Raw genomic sequence first — 14311 nt, forward strand, 5'->3', positions numbered from 1 at the left:
CGCCCGGAAGTGTCCTCGGATCCGGGATAACGACATGCATAAAATCAGAAGCTTACAGCAGGTCGGGCGAATCCTATTCGCCGCGACATGCTGTAGGGACGTACTCAAATCCGAGTCGGAGCGATTGGCCAGGACCGGGCTTGCTGCGAGGAAATGTTGATATGCTCTCAGTCTCCATGCGTCACAGCAGTTCAGCATTTTGCAAGAAGCAGCGGGCAGGCCGAAGCGCTGCCTTCGAACCATGTACCGCGCTCGCCTTTAACAATTTGCACGGCGTCATCGAGTTGGCCGATCGCGGCTGGCTTGCCCGTCGCGTCAACGAATTCGATCGCGGCGGCGACCTTCGGCCCCATCGAGCCGGCGGCAAAATCTCGTCCGGATATCTCCGTCGTGGCTAGCCGGCGGAGGGCACGGGCTGTGGCGGTGCCATAGTCGGCATAAACGGCATCGACGTCGGTCAGCAGCAGAAGCATGTCGGCCTTCAATTGGCGGGCAAGAAGGGAACTCGCCAGATCCTTGTCAATGACGGCTTCCACGCCGCAGAGGCTGCCGTCATCCATGGCCATCACCGGAACTCCACCGCCGCCCGTGCAGATGACGATGACGCCGCGCTCGACAAGGAACGAAATCACGGAGGCTTCCAGAATCTCAAGCGGCCTCGGCGAGGGGACGACGCGGCGCCATTTGTCGCCATCGGGCGCGATCGGCCATCCGCGTTCCGCGGCAAGCCGAAGCGCCGTCGCCTTCTCGTACACTGGGCCTATCGGCTTGGTTGGTCGAGCGAAAGCCGGGTCGCGAGGATCCACCCGCACTTGCGTCAGCAGGGTGGCGAACAGCCGCTCCTTGAGGAGATTGCCGAGCTCCTGTTCAATGACGTAGCCGATCATCCCCGCGCTTTCGGCGCCAAGTACGTCGAGTGGAAAGGCTCCGCCGTCAGGATGGGCTGCCGCTGCTTGCAGCGCGAGCAAGCCCACCTGTGGGCCATTGCCATGCGTGATTACGATCGAGTGCCCTTCGCCGATCAGCGCCGCCAACACGGATGCGGCACGCTTGATGTTGGCGCGCTGGTTGTCGGCGGTCATCGGCTCGCCGCGCCGCAGCAACGCGTTCCCGCCAAGCGCGGCCACGATAAGCATTTCAGTTGCCAATCGTCGCGACTAGCAGGGCCTTGATCGTATGCATGCGATTTTCCGCCTGATCGAATACGATCGACGCGTCCGACTCGAATACCTCGTCGCTGACCTCCATGCAGTCGATGCCGTATTCGCGCGCAATGAATGCACCGATCTCGGTATCGGTATCGTGGAAAGCCGGCAGGCAATGCATGAATTTCGCGCGCGGATTGCCGGTGGCCGCCATTACGTCGCTCGTCACCCGGTAAGGTGTCAAAAGGCGAATGCGCTCGGCCCAACCGGATTTGTCCTCGCCCATCGACATCCAGACATCGGTGTAGACGAAGTCGGCATCCTGGACGCAGTCCTTTACGTCTTCGCCCAATCTGAAGCGCCCCCGGCTGTTTTGCGTCAGGTCCCTGATGTGAGCGCTGAACGCCTCGTCGGGCCAGAGTTCGCTGGGCGAAGCAATGCGCATGTCGATACCGACTTTGGCCGCGCCCAGCGCTAGTGACATCGCGACGTTGTCGCGCCCCTCGCCGACGAAAGCGACAGTCATGTCCGAGAGGTGCTTATGGGTGAACTCGCGCATGGTCATGAAATCGGCAAGAATCTGCGTCGGATGCGCTTCGTCCGTCAGGCCATTGTAGACCGGCACCCCGGCATAGGTGGCCAGCACTTCCGCCTGTTGCTGGGCAAAACCGCGATACTCGATGGCGTCATACATCCGGCCAAGCACACGTGCGGTATCCTTCATGGATTCCTTATGGCCGATATGGCTTCCGCTCGGACCGAAATACGTGACATGAGCGCCCTGATCGTAAGCCGCCACCTCGAACCCTGTGCGCGTGCGCGTCGAATCCTTTTCGAAGATCAGTGCGATATTTTTTCGGGAAAGGCGCGGCACTTCGTGTCCAGCGTGCTTGGCTGCCTTGAGATCCGCTGCAAGCCTCAACAGAAATCGAATCTCGTCACCTGTCAGATCGTCCAGCGTGAGGACGGACCGGCCGTGCAGGTTGATCGACATTGTGAAGTTCCTTTCAGATTGGGTCGCGCGCCAAGGGACAGGTCATGCAGTGCCCGCCGCCGCGCCCACGGCTGAGTTCGGCGCCCTCCACGGTAATTACTTCTATTCCAGCCCTGCGCAGAAGGGTGTTGGTGTAGACGTTTCGGTCGTAACCGATGACCACTCCCGGCTCGATCGCGACGACGTTATTGCCGTCGTCCCATTGTTCCCGCTCTGCTTCATAGCGGTCGCCTCCCGTGGCGATGATCCGCAGCGACTTCAATCCGAGCCCGTCGGCGACAACAGACGTGAATGGCTCTCTTTCCTCCGTTACCTCGACTGTCGCGTCTCCGTCACCGGGTCGCAGCGAAAAGGAACGCAGGCGTTCGACAACGGGCGGATACATGGTGACCAGGTCGCGATCACAGAAAGTGAAAACGGTGTCGAGATGCATGAAACCGCGATCTCTCGGCATCAGGGCTGCAATCACACGGGTCGCTTCGCCGCACGCGAACAATTTTCGTGCAAGGTCGCCCACCGCTTGCGGCGTCGTGCGTTCTCCCATGCCGACGAGCACCGTTCCACCACCGATCGGCATGACATCCCCACCCTCCAGGCTATTACTGGTTCCCAGGTCAGGCGACACGAAGGGAATGCTACTGTCTCGAAAGCGAGGATGAAACCGATACACCGCTTCGACATTGGCGGCTTCCGGGCGGCGCGCGGCCCAGTACATGGGATTGACCGAGACCGAGCCATGGATCCAGCAGGAACTGTCGCGCGTGAAAAGCTGGTTCGGCAACGGTGGCAGCACGAACTCCTGAGGGGCGAACGTCCTGCCGGTCAGTCCCGCGGGCTCGAAGGGTAGCTCGGCACGAGCGATGCCGCCGACAAGCACGGTCGCGAGGTGATCCGATGGCATTTCATCGAGCCAACCCCGCATTTCGCCGACCATGTCGAGGCCGACGACACCGGCGTGAATCCTGCGGTCGAGGAGCCAATCGCGGGCTTTGGCCAGGCTCATCGTCTCTGCCAGGAGTTCTCCGAAGGAATGCACCAGCACACCGCGTTCACGCAAGGCATCGACGAAGACATCGTGCTCCTGGCGGGCCCGCTTGACCCACAGCACGTCGTCGAAAAGCAGCGCCTTGCAGTTTTCCGGTGTCAGCCTGCGCAGGCTGAGATCGGGTCGATGGACCATCACCTCGCGCAGACGGCCGACTTCGGAGTGGACACCCAGCTTCGTCATCGAGCGCTCTCTTCAAAGCGGGCTGATGGCGCCGGTCCACATTTCGTAGACAGCGAGAATGGCGACTGCGACGAGGGCTACGGCGAGTGCCGCTTCGGCAGGACGGAATAGACGCTGACTGGTTTCGCGGCGCGCCCAGATGTAGAAGATGATGCCGGGAGCATAGAGGATCGCGCACATGAACAGGTAGGCAGGTCCAGCCGCGTAGACGAGCCAGAGCCCGTAGACCGTTGCTAGTAGTCCAGCGAAGAGAGGACCTGTTCGCTGCTCGCCAGTCGTATAGCTCTCTCCAGTCAATGCCAGCTTGGCCGCGTAGGCGCCGGAGAAGATGTAAGGCACAAGAATGGCCGCCGACGCGATGTAGAACAGGGCCTGATAGGTGCTCTGGGCGAAGAGCGTTATCACCAGGAAAGCCTGGACCAGCAGGTTGGTGATCAGAAGCGAGATCGACGGCACGCCGCGTTCGCTTTCCTGGCCGAAGAATTTCGGCATCGTCCCATCCTTGGCGGCGACATGCGGAATTTCGGCCGCCAGCAGCGTCCAACTGAGGAAGGCGCCGACCACCGACACGACAAGCGCGATGTTGATGAGGATTGCACCCCAGGGCCCGACAACCGCCTCCAGAACGCCGGCCATGCTCGGGTTTTTCAGCGCGGCAAGTTCCGGCTGGTTCAGGATGCCGAGCGACAGCAGCGACACCAGGGCGTAGAGCGCGAGGCAGGTGAAGAAGCCGAGAATCGTCGCCGTGGCGATGTCCTTGCGGCGCTCGGCACGGCCGGAGAATACGCTGGCACCCTCGATGCCGATGAAGACCCACAGCGTCACCAGCATCGTGCTTTTCACCTGTGCGGTGATCGAGCCGAGGCTGGCGTTGCCGAGACCGGTGAAGTCGAGAGACCAGACCTGAAGCTTGAAGGCAACGGCAACAACCCCAACGAACAGGACGATCGGAGCGATCTTTGCCGCCGTGACGATGAGGTTCACGACCGCCGCCTGCCGGATGCCGGCAAGGATCAGGAGGTGGATCAGCCACAGCAAAACCGATGCGCCAAGCACCGCCTGCCAGGTATTGCCATCGCCGAACGCCGGAAAGAAATAGGATAGGGCGCTGAACACGATCACCGCGTAGGAGACGTTGCCGACCCAGGCGCTGATCCAGTAGCCCCAGGCGCTGTTGAAGCCGATGAAAGGGCCGAAGCCGGCCTTGGCGTAAGCATACGGGCCGGCGTCGAGTTCGGGCTTGCGGGTCGCTAGCGACTGATAGACGAAGACCAGCGCCAGCATGCCGACTGCGGTGATCGCCCAGCCGATCAGGACGGCGAGGGGACCGGCACCAGCCGCCATGTTCTGCGGCAGGCTGAACACGCCGGAGCCGACCATTGAACCGATCACGAGTGCAGTCAAGGAACCCAGTCGAAGTCTCGCTGGCGCCGCGGTCTCGACTTTCATAACAGCAATATCGATATCAGCCGTAGTCATGATGCGCTCCCGAATTTGAAGGCTCTGATGGGAGGCAATGAATAGGAAGACGAGGCTTCCAGCTTTGATGCCGGTCAAATTGAAACTTGATTTCCAAAGGTGTGAGTTGAGGGGTCACTCATCTCGCTCGACCAGAGATCGTTTGATCCTCATCAACGTCAAGACGAAATCGCCTCTGCATATTCAGGCCGTTCAATAAACCGAGCGCGGCCCGCTCCCATGCAGAGGTGCAATCATGAACAACAATATTCTGAGGCAGGACATCATCGATGAGCTGGAGTTTCAGCCGAGTATCGACGCGGCCAATATCGGCGTCGCCGTCGACAACGGCGTGGTCACCCTGACCGGCCATGTGTCGACCTATGCGCAGAAGGCAACCACGGAAGAGGCGGTACGCCGCGTCAAAGGTGTAAAGGGTATCGCGCAGGAGATCGAAGTGCGGCCTGTCGGCGGCAACCTGACGGCCGACGACGAGATCGCCAAGCGCGCCCTGCACTCTATCAGCTGGAATACCGTCGTCCCCGACGGAGCGGTACAGGTCAGGGTCCAGAATGGCTGGGTGACACTCACCGGCAAGGTGGAGTGGCAGTATCAGAGATCCGCGGCGTTCGCCGCGATCCGATATCTGGCTGGCGTTCTCGGCGTGCATAACAGCATCGAGGTGCTGCCACAGGCCACGGCGTCCAATGTGAAAAAGTGCATCGAAGACGCCTTGAAGCGCAGTGCGGAAGTCGAGTCGAAAGCGATAGAAGTCAACGTGTCCGACGGCAAGGTTACACTGAAAGGCAAGGTCAACAGCTGGGCCGAACGTCGCACGACAGAGCGCGCGGCCTGGGCCGTGCCCGGGGTGCGCATGGTCGAAGACCACCTTACAATCGCTTAAAGCGTCGGAACGTCAAAGGGAAGCGAGCATGGCACGCCGGCGCCCATGCATATGCGGGTCCCTTCGCCCGCGTCGCATCGCGGGCGAAGGGGTCGATGTCGAACAAAGCCCGACCCACGCACGTCTCCGCAGTCGGCCAGGATCGGGCTTGGTGCACTGACAGATCGTCAGGCGATGTCGGCCGGTTCGGCCTTGCGTTTTCGCCCGGTGATCATGGCCCGGACCAGGTTTTCACGGTGCCGTAGGCTTGCCAACGCGACACCGCCAATGTGCAGCAAGACAAGCAGCAGCAGGCCGTGCGCGGCCAGGCTGTGCGCCAATTCGACCCACGACACGCCGAAATAGGCGTCGGTAGTCATCAGCCAGCCGGTCAGCGCGGTTGAGCCCATAGCCGCCATCAGCACGATCACCATCACACCGCCGGCCGGATTATGGCCGATGTAGCGGGCTTCGCGGCCGCTCAGTATTGCCGCGAGATAGCGCAGCACCGTCGCCGGATCGCGCACGAATTGAGTGAACCGCGCGTAGTGCGTGCCCAGGACACCCCATAGGAGCCGCATTGCGACCAGCGCGGCAGCAGCGTAACCCGCCAAATGGTGAAGGACCTCCGAAGAATGGGAGGTGAGCCAGGCGGTGATGAAGCTGAGCGCCAGCGCCCAGTGGAAGCCCCGCACGACCCGGTCCCAGACGCGCACCATCTCCGACGATGGCTGCGCGTCCGTGATCGCTGAAGTACTCAGATCAATTTTCGCCGGCTTCGGCATTGTCGAGCTTTTCAAGGGTCTCGGCATTGTAAGCCCAGTTCACTTTCTTGCCGGCCTTGTCGACCGCGTAGACTTCGTAACAGCCCTTCTCGACCTTGATCTGGCGGACCGTGAGGCCTTCGCCGGTCAACTGGGCCTCGAGCGTTGCCTTGGGCTTGAACTGCGATTTCGGAGCGGTGCTGCAGCTGCCGCCGGCGGCGAGGGCTGGCGCGGCAATTAAGCCCGCCAGGGCGGCCAAGGTGAGTGTACGGTACATGATGGCTCCATTCTGAAGGCGCGGATGTTGCGCCCGTGGGTGGGATTCGGATCGGCTTTGTTGGACGGCGATGTGACCGTCATGGTGCGACATAGCCAATTCAAGCTGACAAACAGCTGACGGTTGCACGGGCAGCGACATCGACGCTGAAGATCGGGCTCGCGCCGGGTGGATTGATCTGGCGCAAGGCCGGCGTCTCACAGCGCGAGCAGCATGCCGGTCCGGACTGAGAGCGCTTTTGCCGTCGTCCTGAAGGAGGATTGTCATGAAAACGATATCGAGGAGTGCAGGGCTCGGGCTCGCTGCCGCAATGTTCATGGCCGGTGCTGCCGGCGCCGTCCAGGCCGCCGCGCTTGTTCAAGTCTCGCTGTGGGACAAGGGCGCAAGCATGGAAATGCCGATGGGCCTTGCCTATGCAATGCCAGGCCTTGATCCGGCCAGGGCGACCATGGGCATCAAGGCTTTGCCTGGAGCTGTGAAGGCCGGGGAGGTTACGTTCAATGTGAAAAATGACTCCAAGGACACCGTTCACGAGATGATCGTGATGTACCTTGCCGATCCCAGCAAGCCGCTTCCCTACGTTGAAGCCGAAAACAGCGTCGACGAAGACAGGGCCGGCGACAAGGGCGAGGTTTCGGAGCTTGGCCCCGGCAAATCAGGTGCGTTGACAGTCGACCTGAAGGCTGGAAAATACCTGCTTATCTGCAACGTGCCAGGCCACTACGGGGCCGGCATGTGGGCTGAGTTCACCGTCGATCCATAAAGCGGACAGCGGTTCGCGCTGCAGCGGTGGTTGTCCCGGTTCCGACGGTTGCCGGGATCGCCGGTTTTCAGGAATGGTGGCAAGCTGCGGGATCGGAAATGTGGCGATACTGATGGTGCGCCTCATCCCTGGTCGCCTGTCACCATTGTAAGCCCATTGTCAGCTTGGCTGTTCTAGCCGGGCTTTGCGACCGAGGAATGATTCCCCAAAAACAATCGCCTGCGGGGTCGCCGCATGCGATCAGGAGCTATTTGAACATGCAGCTTTTCAAGTCTGGGCTGGTCTTGGTCCTTTTGACGGCGTCGGCGCCCGCCTTCGCCAACGCGACGGTAAACGTCAAGCTATGGGACAAGGACGGCGTCGTGAACACCGACGCCAAGATGGGAATGGGCATGCCGGCGAACATGAGCATGGCAACCATGAGGGTCAAGCTGGACCAGACCGTCGTGCCGGCAGGCAAAGTCACCTTCCAGGTGAGCAACACCTCCAAGGACACGGTCCACGAGATGATCGTCGTCCCGGTCGCGGATGCCAAGAAAGCCGCGTTGCCATATGCGCCGAATGAAAATCGGGTCAACGAGGATGCGGCAGGCCATCTCGGCGAGGTCTCGGAGCTTGATCCGGGCAAGACCGGATCGCTGACGCTCGACCTCAAGCCCGGCAACTACGCAGTCTTTTGCAATATTCCCGGCCACTTCATGAACGGAATGTGGGCGACAATCCTGGTCAAATAGGCCGTGGTCGATGAAGGGCCCGCCGCGCCAAAGCTGCGGCGGGTTTTCGATTGGTTCGCGCCGCCGACCCGTCAGCTTTCCGACGCGATCCAAAGGCGAAATCGCGTCATCGGCCTAGGCTGAGCCATCACGGCCGTTCTACACGGGCAACCTGATAGGTATGCATGGCACCGTTGCGCTCGACCGACACATATTCGCCAGTCACGAACAGTTCGTCGCCGAGATGGAAACCGATCTCGTCGTCGCGATCGCCATCGGCATAGTCGAAAAACCACTGGCCGCCTGGCTTGCGCCTCAGCCGGCCGATGAGATCTTCCTCGCCGGTACGAAACCGGCGAACACGGCAAGAGCCCCTGTGCGATCTCCACTCCTGCACGTCGATCCGACCTTCGCCGGTCAATGGGGCCAGTAGATCATAGCCTTCCTGACGGTCACCTTCCGGATGACCTTTGTCGCGGGCAAGCAACAACCGTATGTGGCGGAATTTCGACGAGAGATCCTTTGAAGTGGTCATGGCGAACTCCTTTCACGGAGTTCTATATCGCGGCAACAGGATGTGGCTCTTGATCCGCATCAAGGAAGCCTCGAAACCTGCGCTTCTTCAGGGGCTCATCCACACCATTGCGCCGCTGGCCAAGGCCATCGCGATCAGGGTGGCGAGGGCCAATGGCGGCCAGAACCTGGCCGGGCCGGCGGAGACAGCAAGTAGCAGGCGGCCAAGCGCATTTGCGGCGAGCGCGGCGAGCACGCCGCCAAAGCAGCCCCGATATGCCGAATGTCGGAATGCCGGCCGTGCGGCTGCGGTCAGGTGCGTCCCGTTCCTGCCAGCCACGCTCCCGACCGACGAGCAGACCTATTGCCAAGGCGAGCCCAAGCTGGGCAATGAGCGGATCCCATCTACGCGGCGATTTTCAGGCGGCGACAGTCGGCAGGCGGTCGCGAACCCACCTGACGATCTGGCCCGCCGTCATTGCACCGGATGTGCGCGAAAGTTCGCGCCCGCCATGGAACAGGATCATGGTCGGGATGCCGCGAATGCCGAGTCTGGCCGCGACAGCCTGCTCGTTGTCGGAGTTGAGTTTGATCAGGCGAACATGCGGCTCAAGCTCGTTGGCCGCGGACTCATATGCCGGAGCCATCATCTTGCAGGGTCCGCACCAGGGCGCCCAGACGTCGACGACAACCGGCAGGCTGCTGCGCGCGATCTGACAATCGAAAACGCGGGTGTCGACGTCTTCCGGGTGACCCGAAAACAACCTGTTCCTGCACTTTCCGCATTTCGCCTCCATGGCGTTGCGGGCCGGCGGCAGACGGTTGACCCCGCCGCATTTGCTGCAAACCACCAGATTTTGCTGTGCCATGGCCATTCACCGAACTTGTTCTCGACCCACTATGCGCGCCACGGCTGTCCATCGCCAAGGGCGCGTAACGCGTTCAGGATAACCGCAACGTCAATACCCTCCTGAATCAGCGCACCGGCAACGGGCGTGATCTGCCCCATGGCCGCGGCCGCCATGGCCAGTCCCGACAGCGCCAGCCCTGCAATGATGCTTTGCAAGGCGATCGCCCGCGTTCGCCTTGCAATGCGCACCGCATCGGCTACCGGCTGCAGCCGGTCGGTCAGAACGATGACGTCGGCTGCCTCGGAGGAGGCGGTCGCGCCACGTGCTCCCATGGCTACACCGACCGTTGCGGCCGCCAGGGCAGGGGCATCGTTGATACCGTCGCCGGCCATCATCGTCGGCGCCAGGGCCTTCTCGGCTTCGACAGTCGCGATTTTGTCGGCAGGGGTCGCGTCGGCCACAATGGCGTCGAGGTCGAGCAAAGCAGAAATGCGCTTCGCCGCCACGACATCGTCGCCTGTGAGCATGATCATGCGTGCAATGCCGGCGGAGCGCAGCTTGCCGAGTGCACTCCGCGCATCGACACGCAGGGCGTCACCGAACGTGAATATACCGGCAAGCCGTCCGCCGAGTGCTACAAAAACCCTGAGCACCGGTTCGTCCCGGTATCTTTCTTCACCGCTCTTCGCCCAACACGGCAATGGCTTGTTGGCCAGCACGAGAGCCCGGGATCCCGCCGCGATAGCCATGTTCTCGACCCGGCCGTTCATTCCCGCACCGCGATGCTCTCGCACATCATGCGGATGCGAAAGCATCAGATGTCTGCCGCGCGCTGCCCGGATGATCGAGTCGGCGAGAACATGGTGCGAGGCCTGCTCCAGGGACGCCAACAGTTGCAGCAGATGGTCGGCATCGCGGCCGGGTTCAGCTTCAATCTCGATGAGTTCGGCGCCACCGATGGTCAAGGTCCCCGTCTTGTCAAAGATCGCCGTCCTAACTTGGGCGAGGGCCTCCAGAGCCGCCGAGCCTTTCATCAGGATGCCGGCGCGCGCGGCGCGCGATACGCCGCCGATGAAGGCAACGGGCGCCGCGAGGATGAGCGGGCAAGGCGTCGCGACGACCAGCACGGCGAGCGCCCGGATTGGATCGCCGGAGATGTACCAGGCGGCACCGGAAACCAGCAAAGTGGCTGGCAGCAGGAAGAGAGCAAAGCGGTCGGCCATGCGAATAAAGGGCGCTTTGACGGTCTGCGCTGCCGCTACCATGCGCACGATCGCGGCATAGGTGCTCTGGTCCGCGCGTGCGGAGGCCCGCATGCTGAAGGTTTCGCCCGCATTGATGGTTCCGCTGCGTAGCATGTCGCCCGCGTTTCGCCGCTCCGGCAGCGGCTCTCCGGTCACCGCCGACTCGTCCAGCGATGCCGACGGGTCGAGCAAGATGCCGTCCACCGGTAGCAGCTCGCCGGCGCGCACCAGGAGAGTGTCACCGACAGCGACCTCTTCAATCGGGATCATTTCTGTTCCATTTGCCGACTTGCGATGCGCGACACGCGGCGAGCGATCGGTAAGTGCTTTGAGACTCCGCTCGGCGCGGCCGCGGGCAAAGTCCTCGAGCACTGTGCCGCCGGCATACATGATCGCGACCACCACCGCCGCCAGCGGCTGGCCGAGCAGCAGCGCAGCCGACATCGACACGAGCGCAATCGCGTCCACGCCGAAGCGGCCGATCCAGAAATCACGCAGAATGGAGATGGCGAGAGCCCCGACCACAGGCAAGGTCGCGATCGTCCAGATCGTGTCGGCCTCAAGCGGGCCGACCCTGGTTTGCCGAACGCCGAAGCCAATGGCGAGGCCCAGAATGGCGATAGCCAGCAATGCGCGGCGAAGGGTGGACTCGTTCATGCGATGTCTTCCGATTTGGTCGATGCTCGCCAATTTTCGTCAGCGCTGACGGGCGCGTCGAACTCGGGCAACAGCTAACCGCAAGAACTGGAGAACGCTTTGATCCAACGCAACGAACGGGCAGGATCGACCAGCGATGATCGCCACGAACAGGAGAAATAAGGGTGACGATCCGAAATCTCGAACATGCGTTCGCGCCAAAGTCGGTTGCTGTCTTCGGCGCGTCGGCGCGTGACGGTTCCGTTGGCCGGGTTGTCTTCGACAACGTCGTCAGCGGCGGATTCGAGGGCGAGATCTGGCCGGTCAACCCGAAATACCTGCAAGTGGAGGGTCGGCAATGCTATCGCAACGCGGCCGATCTTCCGGGTGTCCCGGACCTTGGTGTCATCGTCACGCCGCCCGAGACAATTCCAGGCATCGTGCGCGACCTTGCTGAAAAGGGCACGCGGGCGGCGGTCGTCATCACCGCCGGCCTTACGCGCGAAAACGGCCTGCGCCAGGCGATGCTCGATGCGGCCAAGCCCACGCTCTTTCGCATCATCGGACCGAATACAGTCGGGCTGATGATCCCGCCCGTCAAACTTAACGCCGGATTTGCGCATATGGCCGCCAGGCCCGGCAACATCGCGCTGCTGTCGCAATCCGGCGCCATCGCCACATCGCTGATCGACTGGGCGGCGGACAACAATGTCGGCTTCTCGCAGATCGTCTCCCTGGGCGACATGGCGGATGTCGACGTAGGAGATTGTCTCGACATGCTGGCGGGGGATGCTCGAACACGCGCCATCGTGATGTATCTCGAAACGATTCCCAATCCGCGCAAGTTCATCTCGGCCGCGCGTGCGGCGGCGAGGATCAAGCCGGTGATCGCAATAAAATCGGGCCGGCACGAGCAATCGGCCAAAGCGGCCGCGACCCATACCGGCGCGCTATCGGGCGCCGACCGCGTCGTCGATGCGGCCCTGCTGCGCGCTGGCATACTGCGCGTCAAGGGCCTCACGGAGTTGTTCGATGCGGTTGAAACGACCGCTCGTTTCGTCCCGCTCGAACGAGCCCGCGTCGGCATCGTCACCAATGGCGGCGGCGCCGGCGTGCTTGCTGTCGATCAACTCATCGAAGGCAACGGGGAATTAGCCGAACTTTCGCCAGGAACGATCGCCGGCCTGGATGCCGTCCTGCCGAGCACATGGTCCCACGCCAATCCTGTCGACATTATCGGTGACGCCCCGCCAGAGCGCTATCGAGGCGCGATCGAGGCCGTCGCGGCCGATGCCGGGACCGACGTCATCCTGGTCATGAACTGCCCGACTGGGCTCGGCTCGCCGCTCGCTGCGGCAAGCGCGGTGGCGGCGCTCGTGCAAGACGGCAAGATTGGCGGCAAACCTGTCCTGACCTGCTGGCTTGGCGGATACACGGCGCGTGAAGGGCGACGTGTTCTTCAGGATGCCGGTATTGCCAGCTTCGAGACGCCAGCGGATGCCGCGATGGCCGTCTCCAACCTCAGCGAATGGTCACGAGCCCAGCGGGCCCTGCTGCGCACGCCGTCGAGCCAGGGCGAGGCCGCCACGAGCGGCCGAGAAGCGGTGCTTGCCGTATTCCGGCAGGTTGCCAAGGAAGGTCGGCGAATGCTGACCGAAACCGAAGCCAAGGCGGCGATTTCGGCCTACGGCATCCCGGTACCCGAAACGATCATCGCGAGATCTCCTGCCGAAGTGGGGAAGGCGGCCGGAGGGCTTCTCAGGACATCCGAGCAGGTCGTCGTCAAGCTGCTGTCAAAGGCGATCTCGCACAAGTCGGACATTGGCGGAGTGGTGCTTGGCATCGCCACCGCTGCTGCCGCCGGCGAGGCCGCATACTTGATCGAGGCGCGTGTGCACGAGCACGCACCGCAAGCAGACATTGAAGGTTATGCCGTTCAGCCAATGGTGGTGCGGAAACAGGCCCAGGAACTCATTCTCGGCATGAACCAGGATCCGATCTTCGGCCCGGCCATTCTGTTTGGAGCCGGCGGCGTCGCCGTCGAGGTAATGGATGATACGGCGATCGCGTTGCCGCCGCTCGATGACATTCTTTCCCGTGACCTGATCGGGCAAACGCGGATTGGCCGCCTGCTGGCCGGATTCCGCGACCGCAAGCCGGCCGATCGGCAGGCGATCATCGCAGCGCTCAACGGCCTGTCGCAGATGATCGTCGACTTTCCGTGCCTCGTCTCGATCGATATCAATCCGTTGCTCGCCGATACCGCCGGCGTGATCGCAGTCGACGCTCGCATCGAGATCGACCCGGAACAGGTGGACGAGCCGGGTCCGAATCCGGCGCTTACCATCAGGCCTTATCCGTCGGGTTGGGGAAAAGAGTTTTCGGCCGACGGCATGTGTTACCATATCCGGCCGATCAAGCCGGCCGACGTCGCGCTCTATCCCGAATTCCTTGCCAGGATTTCGCCTGATGATCTGCGCCTGCGTTTTCTGTCGCCACGCAAAAGCTTCTCCGACCAGATGTTGAAGCGGCTCACCCAGCTCGACTACGATCGTGACATGGCTTTCGTCGCGCTGGAGACGAGCTCCGGCGCGCTGGCGGGTATCAGCCGGATATCTTGCGATCCAGACCACGCCGTCGCCGAATACGCCTTGCTGGTGCGTACGGATATACAGGGTCATGGCCTGGGCTGGGAATTGCTCAGGCAGCTCGTCGATTATGCGAAAGCCGATGGGATCGGACGGATCGAAGGGACAATACTTGGCGAGAATACGAAGTCGTCGGTGAACTATCCGCAAGGCTTTGATCTGGTTTCCTAATCGGCGAGGAATGCGGGAATAGC

At 62.1% G+C, this 14311-nt stretch carries 13 protein-coding genes; 4 read left to right on the plus strand and 9 right to left on the minus strand.

What is annotated here, in order from left to right; translation table 11 throughout:
• Window positions 1–191: 191 nt before the first annotated feature.
• Genes arcC through arcD form a run of 4 tightly spaced genes read right to left on the minus strand, consistent with a single transcriptional unit; the run spans window position 192 to window position 4846 of the window.
• Window positions 192–1136 carry a carbamate kinase gene (gene arcC / locus FJ970_RS12275; RefSeq protein ID WP_140764943.1) on the minus strand — a complete coding sequence of 315 codons (945 nt, stop codon included), beginning with the start codon at window positions 1134–1136 and terminating at the stop codon, window positions 192–194.
• 1 nt (window position 1137) lies between these two features.
• Window positions 1138–2139, minus strand: a complete 1002-nt coding sequence (argF, locus tag FJ970_RS12280; protein WP_140764944.1) for an ornithine carbamoyltransferase — start codon at window positions 2137–2139, stop codon at window positions 1138–1140.
• A 13-nt stretch (window positions 2140–2152) separates the two neighbouring features.
• A complete protein-coding gene (locus FJ970_RS12285; protein ID WP_140764946.1) occupies window positions 2153–3367 on the minus strand; it encodes an arginine deiminase in 1215 nt (404 codons plus the stop codon).
• 12 nt (window positions 3368–3379) lie between these two features.
• Window positions 3380–4846: an arginine-ornithine antiporter gene (gene arcD / locus FJ970_RS12290; RefSeq protein WP_140764948.1), complete on the minus strand. Its 1467-nt coding sequence runs from the start codon at window positions 4844–4846 to the stop codon at window positions 3380–3382.
• A gap of 235 nt (window positions 4847–5081) precedes the next feature.
• Here arcD and FJ970_RS12295 point away from each other — a divergent pair, with 235 nt between their 5' ends.
• Entirely contained in the window at window positions 5082–5729 is a 648-nt protein-coding gene (locus FJ970_RS12295) for a BON domain-containing protein (protein ID WP_140764950.1), read from the plus strand.
• 167 nt (window positions 5730–5896) lie between these two features.
• Here the strand turns inward: FJ970_RS12295 and FJ970_RS12300 are convergent, their stop codons facing one another.
• A complete protein-coding gene (locus FJ970_RS12300) occupies window positions 5897–6493 on the minus strand; it encodes a cytochrome b/b6 domain-containing protein (protein WP_321575739.1) in 597 nt (198 codons plus the stop codon).
• On the minus strand, window positions 6471–6749 hold the full coding sequence (locus tag FJ970_RS12305; RefSeq protein ID WP_181178814.1) for a PepSY domain-containing protein: 279 nt from the start codon (window positions 6747–6749) through the stop codon (window positions 6471–6473). The genes FJ970_RS12300 and FJ970_RS12305 overlap by 23 nt, the downstream gene beginning before the upstream one ends.
• A gap of 265 nt (window positions 6750–7014) precedes the next feature.
• Here FJ970_RS12305 and FJ970_RS12310 point away from each other — a divergent pair, with 265 nt between their 5' ends.
• Complete coding sequence (locus tag FJ970_RS12310; RefSeq protein ID WP_140764956.1) at window positions 7015–7512, plus strand: plastocyanin/azurin family copper-binding protein; 498 nt, start codon at window positions 7015–7017, stop codon at window positions 7510–7512.
• Between the two features lie 362 nt (window positions 7513–7874).
• Window positions 7875–8246 (plus strand): plastocyanin/azurin family copper-binding protein, encoded by a 372-nt coding sequence (locus FJ970_RS12315; RefSeq protein ID WP_227792098.1) that lies wholly within the window; start codon window positions 7875–7877, stop codon window positions 8244–8246.
• 127 nt (window positions 8247–8373) lie between these two features.
• Here the strand turns inward: FJ970_RS12315 and FJ970_RS12320 are convergent, their stop codons facing one another.
• The 3 genes from FJ970_RS12320 to FJ970_RS12330 form a co-directional block, all read right to left on the minus strand.
• The gene (locus tag FJ970_RS12320; protein WP_140764962.1) at window positions 8374–8760 is read right to left on the minus strand and encodes a hypothetical protein; all 387 of its coding nucleotides are present in this window, start codon (window positions 8758–8760) and stop codon (window positions 8374–8376) included.
• 397 nt (window positions 8761–9157) lie between these two features.
• Complete coding sequence (trxC, locus tag FJ970_RS12325) at window positions 9158–9607, minus strand: thioredoxin TrxC (RefSeq protein ID WP_140764965.1); 450 nt, start codon at window positions 9605–9607, stop codon at window positions 9158–9160.
• A gap of 29 nt (window positions 9608–9636) precedes the next feature.
• A complete protein-coding gene (locus tag FJ970_RS12330) occupies window positions 9637–11490 on the minus strand; it encodes a heavy metal translocating P-type ATPase (RefSeq protein ID WP_140764973.1) in 1854 nt (617 codons plus the stop codon).
• 164 nt (window positions 11491–11654) lie between these two features.
• On the opposite strand from FJ970_RS12330, the gene FJ970_RS12335 reads away from it, so the two are divergent.
• A complete protein-coding gene (locus tag FJ970_RS12335; protein WP_140764967.1) occupies window positions 11655–14288 on the plus strand; it encodes a bifunctional acetate--CoA ligase family protein/GNAT family N-acetyltransferase in 2634 nt (877 codons plus the stop codon).
• The last annotated feature ends 23 nt before the right edge of the window (window positions 14289–14311 follow it).

It is taken from the genome of Mesorhizobium sp. B2-1-8, assembly GCF_006442545.2.
Lineage (GTDB): Bacteria > Pseudomonadota > Alphaproteobacteria > Rhizobiales > Rhizobiaceae > Mesorhizobium.

Bases quoted from the DNA above. Each gene is read 5' to 3' on its own strand.
- arcC (WP_140764943.1), bottom strand. From the start codon at position 1,136: ATGCTTATCGTGGCCGCGCTTGGCGGGAACGCGTTGCTGCGGCGCGGC.
- argF (WP_140764944.1), bottom strand. From the start codon at position 2,139: ATGTCGATCAACCTGCACGGCCGGTCCGTCCTCACGCTGGACGATCTG.
- FJ970_RS12285 (WP_140764946.1), bottom strand. From the start codon at position 3,367: ATGACGAAGCTGGGTGTCCACTCCGAAGTCGGCCGTCTGCGCGAGGTG.
- arcD (WP_140764948.1), bottom strand. From the start codon at position 4,846: ATGACTACGGCTGATATCGATATTGCTGTTATGAAAGTCGAGACCGCG.
- FJ970_RS12295 (WP_140764950.1), top strand. From the start codon at position 5,082: ATGAACAACAATATTCTGAGGCAGGACATCATCGATGAGCTGGAGTTT.
- FJ970_RS12300 (WP_321575739.1), bottom strand. From the start codon at position 6,493: ATGCCGAAGCCGGCGAAAATTGATCTGAGTACTTCAGCGATCACGGAC.
- FJ970_RS12305 (WP_181178814.1), bottom strand. From the start codon at position 6,749: ATGTACCGTACACTCACCTTGGCCGCCCTGGCGGGCTTAATTGCCGCG.
- FJ970_RS12310 (WP_140764956.1), top strand. From the start codon at position 7,015: ATGAAAACGATATCGAGGAGTGCAGGGCTCGGGCTCGCTGCCGCAATG.
- FJ970_RS12320 (WP_140764962.1), bottom strand. From the start codon at position 8,760: ATGACCACTTCAAAGGATCTCTCGTCGAAATTCCGCCACATACGGTTG.
- trxC (WP_140764965.1), bottom strand. From the start codon at position 9,607: ATGGCACAGCAAAATCTGGTGGTTTGCAGCAAATGCGGCGGGGTCAAC.
- FJ970_RS12330 (WP_140764973.1), bottom strand. From the start codon at position 11,490: ATGAACGAGTCCACCCTTCGCCGCGCATTGCTGGCTATCGCCATTCTG.